This window comes from Bacillales bacterium, from assembly GCA_035700025.1.
Lineage (GTDB): Bacteria > Bacillota > Bacilli > Bacillales > DASSOY01 > DASSOY01.
On the sequence record DASSOY010000001.1, the window covers coordinates 1 to 6,290 of the forward strand.

At 53.0% G+C, this 6,290-nt stretch carries 6 protein-coding genes; all 6 read left to right on the forward strand.

Annotated elements, in window-relative coordinates; all coding sequences use genetic code 11:
- The coding region (locus VFK44_00005) for a Glu/Leu/Phe/Val dehydrogenase family protein (protein HET7626753.1) at nucleotides 1-573 on the forward strand (573 nt) is incomplete at its 5' end.
- A gap of 16 nt (nucleotides 574-589) precedes the next feature.
- A complete protein-coding gene (gene pdhA, locus VFK44_00010; protein HET7626754.1) occupies nucleotides 590-1,669 on the forward strand; it encodes a pyruvate dehydrogenase (acetyl-transferring) E1 component subunit alpha in 1,080 nt (359 codons plus the stop codon).
- The gene (locus VFK44_00015) at nucleotides 1,666-2,664 is read left to right on the forward strand and encodes an alpha-ketoacid dehydrogenase subunit beta (GenBank protein ID HET7626755.1); all 999 of its coding nucleotides are present in this window, start codon (nucleotides 1,666-1,668) and stop codon (nucleotides 2,662-2,664) included. Before pdhA ends, VFK44_00015 begins: the two co-directional genes overlap by 4 nt.
- Nucleotides 2,665-2,674: 10 nt before the next feature.
- On the forward strand, nucleotides 2,675-3,928 hold the full coding sequence (locus VFK44_00020) for a dihydrolipoamide acetyltransferase family protein (protein HET7626756.1): 1,254 nt from the start codon (nucleotides 2,675-2,677) through the stop codon (nucleotides 3,926-3,928).
- Nucleotides 3,929-5,353: a dihydrolipoyl dehydrogenase gene (gene lpdA, locus VFK44_00025; protein HET7626757.1), complete on the forward strand. Its 1,425-nt coding sequence runs from the start codon at nucleotides 3,929-3,931 to the stop codon at nucleotides 5,351-5,353.
- A gap of 139 nt (nucleotides 5,354-5,492) precedes the next feature.
- Nucleotides 5,493-6,290, forward strand: a 798-nt coding sequence (locus VFK44_00030) for a beta-ketoacyl synthase N-terminal-like domain-containing protein (protein ID HET7626758.1), incomplete at its 3' end; no start/stop codon positions are given.

The following is a 6,290-nucleotide window of genomic DNA, read 5'->3' on the forward strand; positions in this document are numbered from 1 at the left end:
AAGGTCGGTTCGAAAGTAGCCAAACAGCTGCTGGACGAAGGAGCGCATTTATATGTATCCGATATTAGCCGGGAAGCGATCGATCGCGTAAAAACTTACGCGGAAACAACGCAAGGAACCGTGGTCGTTCTGGAAGGGGACGCCATTTACGGCGCTGACGCTGATGTCTTTGTCCCATGCGCGCTCGGCGGCGTCATCAATGATGAATCAATCGAGCGATTGCGAGTGAAAGCCGTCGCTGGATCGGCGAACAACCAACTGCTTGACGAGGTTCACGGGGACAAGCTTCGAGAAAAAGGCATTTTGTATGCGCCCGATTATATCGTCAACAGCGGAGGACTGATTCAAGTCGCCGATGAACTGCATCCGCACGGCCCAAGTAAGGAACGGGTCATGCGAAAGACGAGAGCGATTTACGATACGCTGATCAGCATCTTCCGAACCGCCGAATCTCACGGAATTTCGACGAGCGCGGCGGCCGATCACTTCGTCGAAGAACGAATCGCCACAAGGATGAAACGCAACAGTTTTTTCACGCATCATCAACGTCCGAAATGGAATTTGCGCAATTAAGCGAGGGGGAAAAACCGTGAAGGATGAAAGTTTTTTTCCGATTCAGCAAATCGTCAACGGCGAAGGAAAGCTCGTTGAGAAGTCTTTCGAAGGATCGTTGACCGACGAACTCGTCAAGGTCATGTATGAAAAGATGCTTCGTGCCCGATTGTTTGACCGCAAAGGTGTCAATTTGCAGCGCCAAGGACGCATTGGCACATACGTGCCGTTCGAAGGTCAGGAAGCCGCGCAAATCGGCAGTGCTTCCGCGCTTGAGGAAGGCGATTGGATGTTTCCGACCTACCGTGATCATGGAGCGACGATGACGTACGGTCAATCGTTAAGCCGCATTTTCCTGTATTGGAAAGGACGCTATGAAGGCGGCGTACCACCGGAAGGAAAACACATTTTTCCGCCGGCCGTGCCGATTGCATCGCAACTTCTGCATGCGACCGGGGCGGCATGGGCCGAAAAGAAAAAAGGTTCCGATCGTGCGGCGATCGTGTACTTTGGCGACGGAGCGACTTCCGAAGGCGATTTTCATGAGGGCATGAATTTCGCAAGTGTGTTCGATGTACCGGTCGTCTTTTTCAACCAAAACAACGGTTTCGCGATCAGCGTACCGATGAGCCGGCAAATGAAATCGAAGACGATCGCACAGAAGGCACTCGCCTATGATATGGAAAGTGTGCGTGTCGACGGAAATGACGTATTCGCGGTATATTTCGAAACGAAGAAGGCGCTTGAGCGGGCGCGTCAAGGAAACGGTCCGACGCTTATCGAAGCGGTTACGTGGCGTTACGGCGCGCATACGACATCGGACGATCCGTCCAAGTATCGGGACAATGACAAAGAAAACGAAGTACGCAGGGAAAAGGCCGATCCGCTGCTGCGGGTCGAACGGTATATGAAAGCGAACGGAATCGCCGACGACGGTTGGTTCAACAACCTCGAGAAGGCGTTAGCTGAAGAAATCGAAAAAGCCGTTTCCGACATGGAGTCGTATCCGAACGTCGACGTGAATGATTTGTTTGATCACGTGTTCGAGCATCCGACTTGGACGATCGAACAGCAGAAGCAGACGTATCTTGCAGCCAAAGGAGGGAAAGACGAATGACGACGACAGTGAAGACGAAGAAGCTTTCGCTCGTCCAAGCGGTAACCGACGGATTGCGCACAATGCTGGCCGAACACGAAGACGTCGTTTTGCTTGGTCAAGATATCGGAAAAAACGGCGGTGTCTTCCGTGCAACGGAAGGATTGTTCGAGCAATTCGGCGAAGATCGCGTGATTGATACGCCGCTTGCCGAGTCGGGGATGATTGGGACTTCCATTGGATTGGCCATGAACGGGTTTCGTCCCGTGGTTGAGATGCAATTTTTCGGTTTTATTTATCCCGGTTTTAACCAGCTTGTTACGCATGCAACACGCATTCGCGCACGGACGCTCGGTCGTTATCACGTGCCCATGGTCATTCGCGCCCCTTACGGCGCCGGCGTACGCGCACCCGAAATTCATTCAGACAGCATGGAAGCGTTGTTTACTCACGTGCCGGGGTTGAAGGTTGTCGTTCCTTCGAATCCTTATGACGCAAAAGGGCTTCTGATTGCTGCGATTGAGGACCCCGATCCGGTCTTGTTTCTTGAGCCGATGAAAGTGTATCGTGCCGGACGCGCAGAGGTGCCCGAAACCAAATATACCGTCGAAATCGGCAAAGCGGAAAAGCTTTCTGAGGGGGAAGATGTTACGGTTCTTGCCTGGGGAGCGATGGTGCCGACGATGAAAAAAGCGGCGAAAAACGCTGAGAAAGCGCTTGGCATTTCGTGTGACGTGATCGATGTGCGCACGTTGTACCCGTTAGACAAGGAGACGATTTCCGAATCGGTGCAAAAAACCGGTCGCGTCGTCATCGTGCATGAAGCTCACGAGACTGGCGGGGTTTCGGGTGAAATCGCCTCATTGATCAACGATACGTCGTTTTTGTATTTGCGTTCTCCGATTGCGCGCGTCACCGGTTTCGATACGCCGGTGCCTGTGTTCTCGTTGGAAAACGACTATTTGCCGAACGAACAAAAAATCGAACGAGCGATTGAAAAAGTCGTTCGGTTTTGACGGGGAGGGAATGCTGGTGAAAGAAGTTAAGCTTCACGACATCGGGGAAGGCATGACGGAGGCAGAAATTCTTCGCTTTTTCGTTCAAGTCGGCGACGAGGTAAAGGTGGATCAGCCGCTCGTTGAGGTACAAACGGATAAAATGACGGCCGAACTTCCGTCCCCTGCAGCCGGCACGGTGAAGGAAATTTTGGCGGAAACCGGTGACGTAGTGGAAGTGGGCGAAACGTTGTTGACGTTGGAAAGGGTTGGCGGCGAGGAAGCGCGTGAGGACAAAGAAGAGGCATTCGTCGGCAGTGCTGACGAACCGGCTGGGAACGAGAGGACGAAGTCGAAGACGAACACGATGAGGATCCCGCGGACAAAACGCGTACTTGCCGCTCCGTATACACGCAAACTCGCACGCGACAACAATGTAGACATTGAACAACTCACAGGAACGGGACCTGCCGGTCGGGTCACAGATGAAGACGTGATGTCGTTCGTTTCGAAAAAGGAAGCGTCAAGCCGTCAAGTTGATGAGCCGGCCGATTCCGATCGCAAATTCGCGGCTGCGGCAGGAGTGGCGGAGGAGATTCCGTTCCGCGGCCGCAGGAAAGCGATTGCCAAGAAAATGGCGCAATCGGTATACACGATTCCGCACGTGACCCATTTTGACGAAGCGGACGTGACCGACTTGCTCGCTGTCAAGGCGTCGTTGAAAGGTTCAAAACCGGAAAAGAACGCTTCCGCGGCGGCATTTTTTATTAAAGCTTTGCAGCTTGCACTTGCCGAGTTTCCGATCTTTAACGCCAAACTCGATGAAGAAAACGAAGTCATCCGTCTCGAAAAGGGTGTTCATATCGGGCTCGCGACCGATACTGAAGAAGGTTTAATCGTCCCGGTGCTGCGCGATGTGGAACGCAAATCGATTCTCGACATTCATCATGAAATGAAAGAATTGACGCTGAAAGCGAAGGAAAATCGGTTGGCGGCATCGGAAATGACGGGGAGCACGTTCACGATCAGCAATGTCGGGCCGCTCGGAAGTACCGGTGCGACACCGATTATCAATTATCCGGAAGTGGCGTTGATGGCGTTCCACAAGACGAAAAAGATGCCAGTCGTTCGCGGTGAAAACGATGAAATTGCGATTCGCAAAATGATGAACGTGTCGATGACGTTCGATCATAGAGTCGCTGACGGGGCGAAAGCGGTGGCCTTCACAAACCGGTTCATCGAATATGTGGAAAATCCGAATTTGTTGCTCGTGGAGTTGGTGTAAATGGTTGTCGGAGAAATAGCAACGGAACGCGAACTCGTCATTATCGGCGGAGGTCCTGGCGGATATAACGCGGCCATTCGAGCGGCACAGCTCGGTTTGGAAGTCACCCTAATCGAGAAAGGGAATCTCGGCGGCGTATGCTTGAATGAAGGATGCATCCCGTCGAAAGTGTTCACGCATGCGGCAGAGAAAATGTCCGAAGTTTCTCATCTGCAGGAACTGGGTCTCGGTACAGAGAGTTCTTTGATCGACATCAACCAGCTGCAAGATTATAAAACGAAAACGGTAGCCGCGTTGACGAAAGGCGTTCAAAGTCTGTTGAAGCAAAACGGCGTTGAGGTGGTCGAAGGTACGGCTTCGTTTCTTTCGTCCGACCGAATCGCGGTAGAGAACAAAGACCGTTTCGAAGTGTATCGTTTCGAAAAAGCGATTGTTGCTGCCGGCAGCCGGCCGTTGGAAGAATACAACGGCATTGCTTTTGACGGAAAACGCGTCTTCGATCCGATTTCCATTTATAAGGCGGCAACGGTCCCTGATACGTTGACCGTGTACGGTTGCGACTATTTGGCGCTTGAAGCGGCATTCAGCTACAACGCATTCGGATCAAAAGTTTCGCTTATCCTCGGCGACGGCAGAGACGATTTTTCATTCGACACTTCCATTAACCGAGAATTGAAAAGACTGATGAAAAAAGCGAAGATCAAATGCTACACCTCTTGTTCGGTGGAACGGATCGACGCGGATGATGAAAAGACGCAAGTGCGTTTAACAAACAAAAAAGGTGAGCCGGAAACAGTGGTTTCCGAGGCCTTGATGATCAGCGCCGGTGTTCAACCGAATTTAGAAATGCTCGGGCTTGATCGGGCGGGCGTCGAGTTCGTCGAAAGCGAATACATTCCGGTTGATGACGTTTGTCGGACGAACGTCGAGACGATTTATGCGGTCGGAGACGTCACGGACGGTCCGGCACTCGCGGTGAAGGCAATCAAGCAAGGAAAAGCAGCCGCCGAAGCCTGTGCTGGCTTCAACAGTGAGGTCGATCTAGCGTTCACGCCGATTGTCGTTCGTACGGTTCCCCCGGTCGTTTCCGTCGGTCTGACCGAACGGGATGCCGAAGAGCAAGGATTTGACGTGCATGTCGGACAATTCCCGTTAGGCGGGAACGGTTTTGCGGCGGTCATCGGCAAAAAAGACGGATTTGTCAAAGTGATCAGCGACAAGAAAACGGACCGGCTGCTCGGGTTTCATGCGATCGGAACGGGGGCTGCAGAGCTAGTGAGCATGGGAACGCTCGCGCTGGAAACGGTCGCGAGAGATGAAGATCTCACATTTCCACTCTATCCGCATCCGAGTTTAAATGAGGCATGGATGGAAGCCGTAGAAGCCTTGAAAGGAAAGGCGGTTCATGCAGCGCCTGCTAAATAATGTGAATTCTTTGATTTGGTGAAGATCCGTATTATAAAATAAAAAAAACGACGACGGCCGGGAAACCGGCCTTTGTTGCCTTCATTTATTTACATAGTACTGTGCAGGAGACCATCGATTTTGCAAGGAGAGTTGACCAGTGACAGACAAAGACCGAATTGTAGTAACAGGATTAGGTGCCGTTTCGCCTCACGGCGTCGGCATGAAACGGTTTTGGGACGGTTTGTTGAACCATGAATCCGGGGTGCGGCAAACGCAAGATCCGGTCATTTCCTCAGTGGCGCCGGTCGTTGCTGACATTCCGGATTTTGAGGCGACCGAATTCATGTCGAAGAAATTGGTGAAAGACACGGCGAGATTCAGCCACATGGCCGTCGTTGCTGCTTCTGAAGCGGTTCGCGACGCCGGTGTGGCTATTGACGGCGGTGAAAACTGGAACGCTGGCACCGATAACGAACGTACCGGCATTTTCATCGGGACGAGCTTTGGCTCGATCCGCGACATGGACGATGCTTCGACCGAGCTCGCACTCGGAAAAGCGAACCGCGCCGAACCGCGACTCGTGTCGAAATCAATTCCGAATGCCGCCGCGTGCACGCTCGCCATTCGCTACGGCGTGCAAGGTCCGGTACTGACGTACACGACGGCATGCGCTTCTTCCGCCAATTCGATCGGCGAAGCGGCGATGTGGCTGCGCAGCGGCCAAATCGACATCGCGATTGCCGGCGGGACGGACTGCTTGTTTTCGTCGACGTTGCTGAATGGCCTGAAAGCTTCCGGTGCCCTTGCCGTGAATGGTCCGGACGACCATTCCCGTTGGTCGCGGCCGTTTGATACCGAGCGGTTAGGCATGGTGATGGGCGAAGGTGCCGCCATTCTCGTCCTCGAGCCGCTCGACCGCGCGAAAGCACGCGGTGCACACATTTACGCGGAACTT

Bases quoted from the DNA above. Each gene is read 5' to 3' on its own strand.
- lpdA (HET7626757.1), top strand. From the start codon at position 3,929: ATGGTTGTCGGAGAAATAGCAACGGAACGCGAACTCGTCATTATCGGC.
- VFK44_00020 (HET7626756.1), top strand. From the start codon at position 2,675: ATGCTGGTGAAAGAAGTTAAGCTTCACGACATCGGGGAAGGCATGACG.
- VFK44_00015 (HET7626755.1), top strand. From the start codon at position 1,666: ATGACGACGACAGTGAAGACGAAGAAGCTTTCGCTCGTCCAAGCGGTA.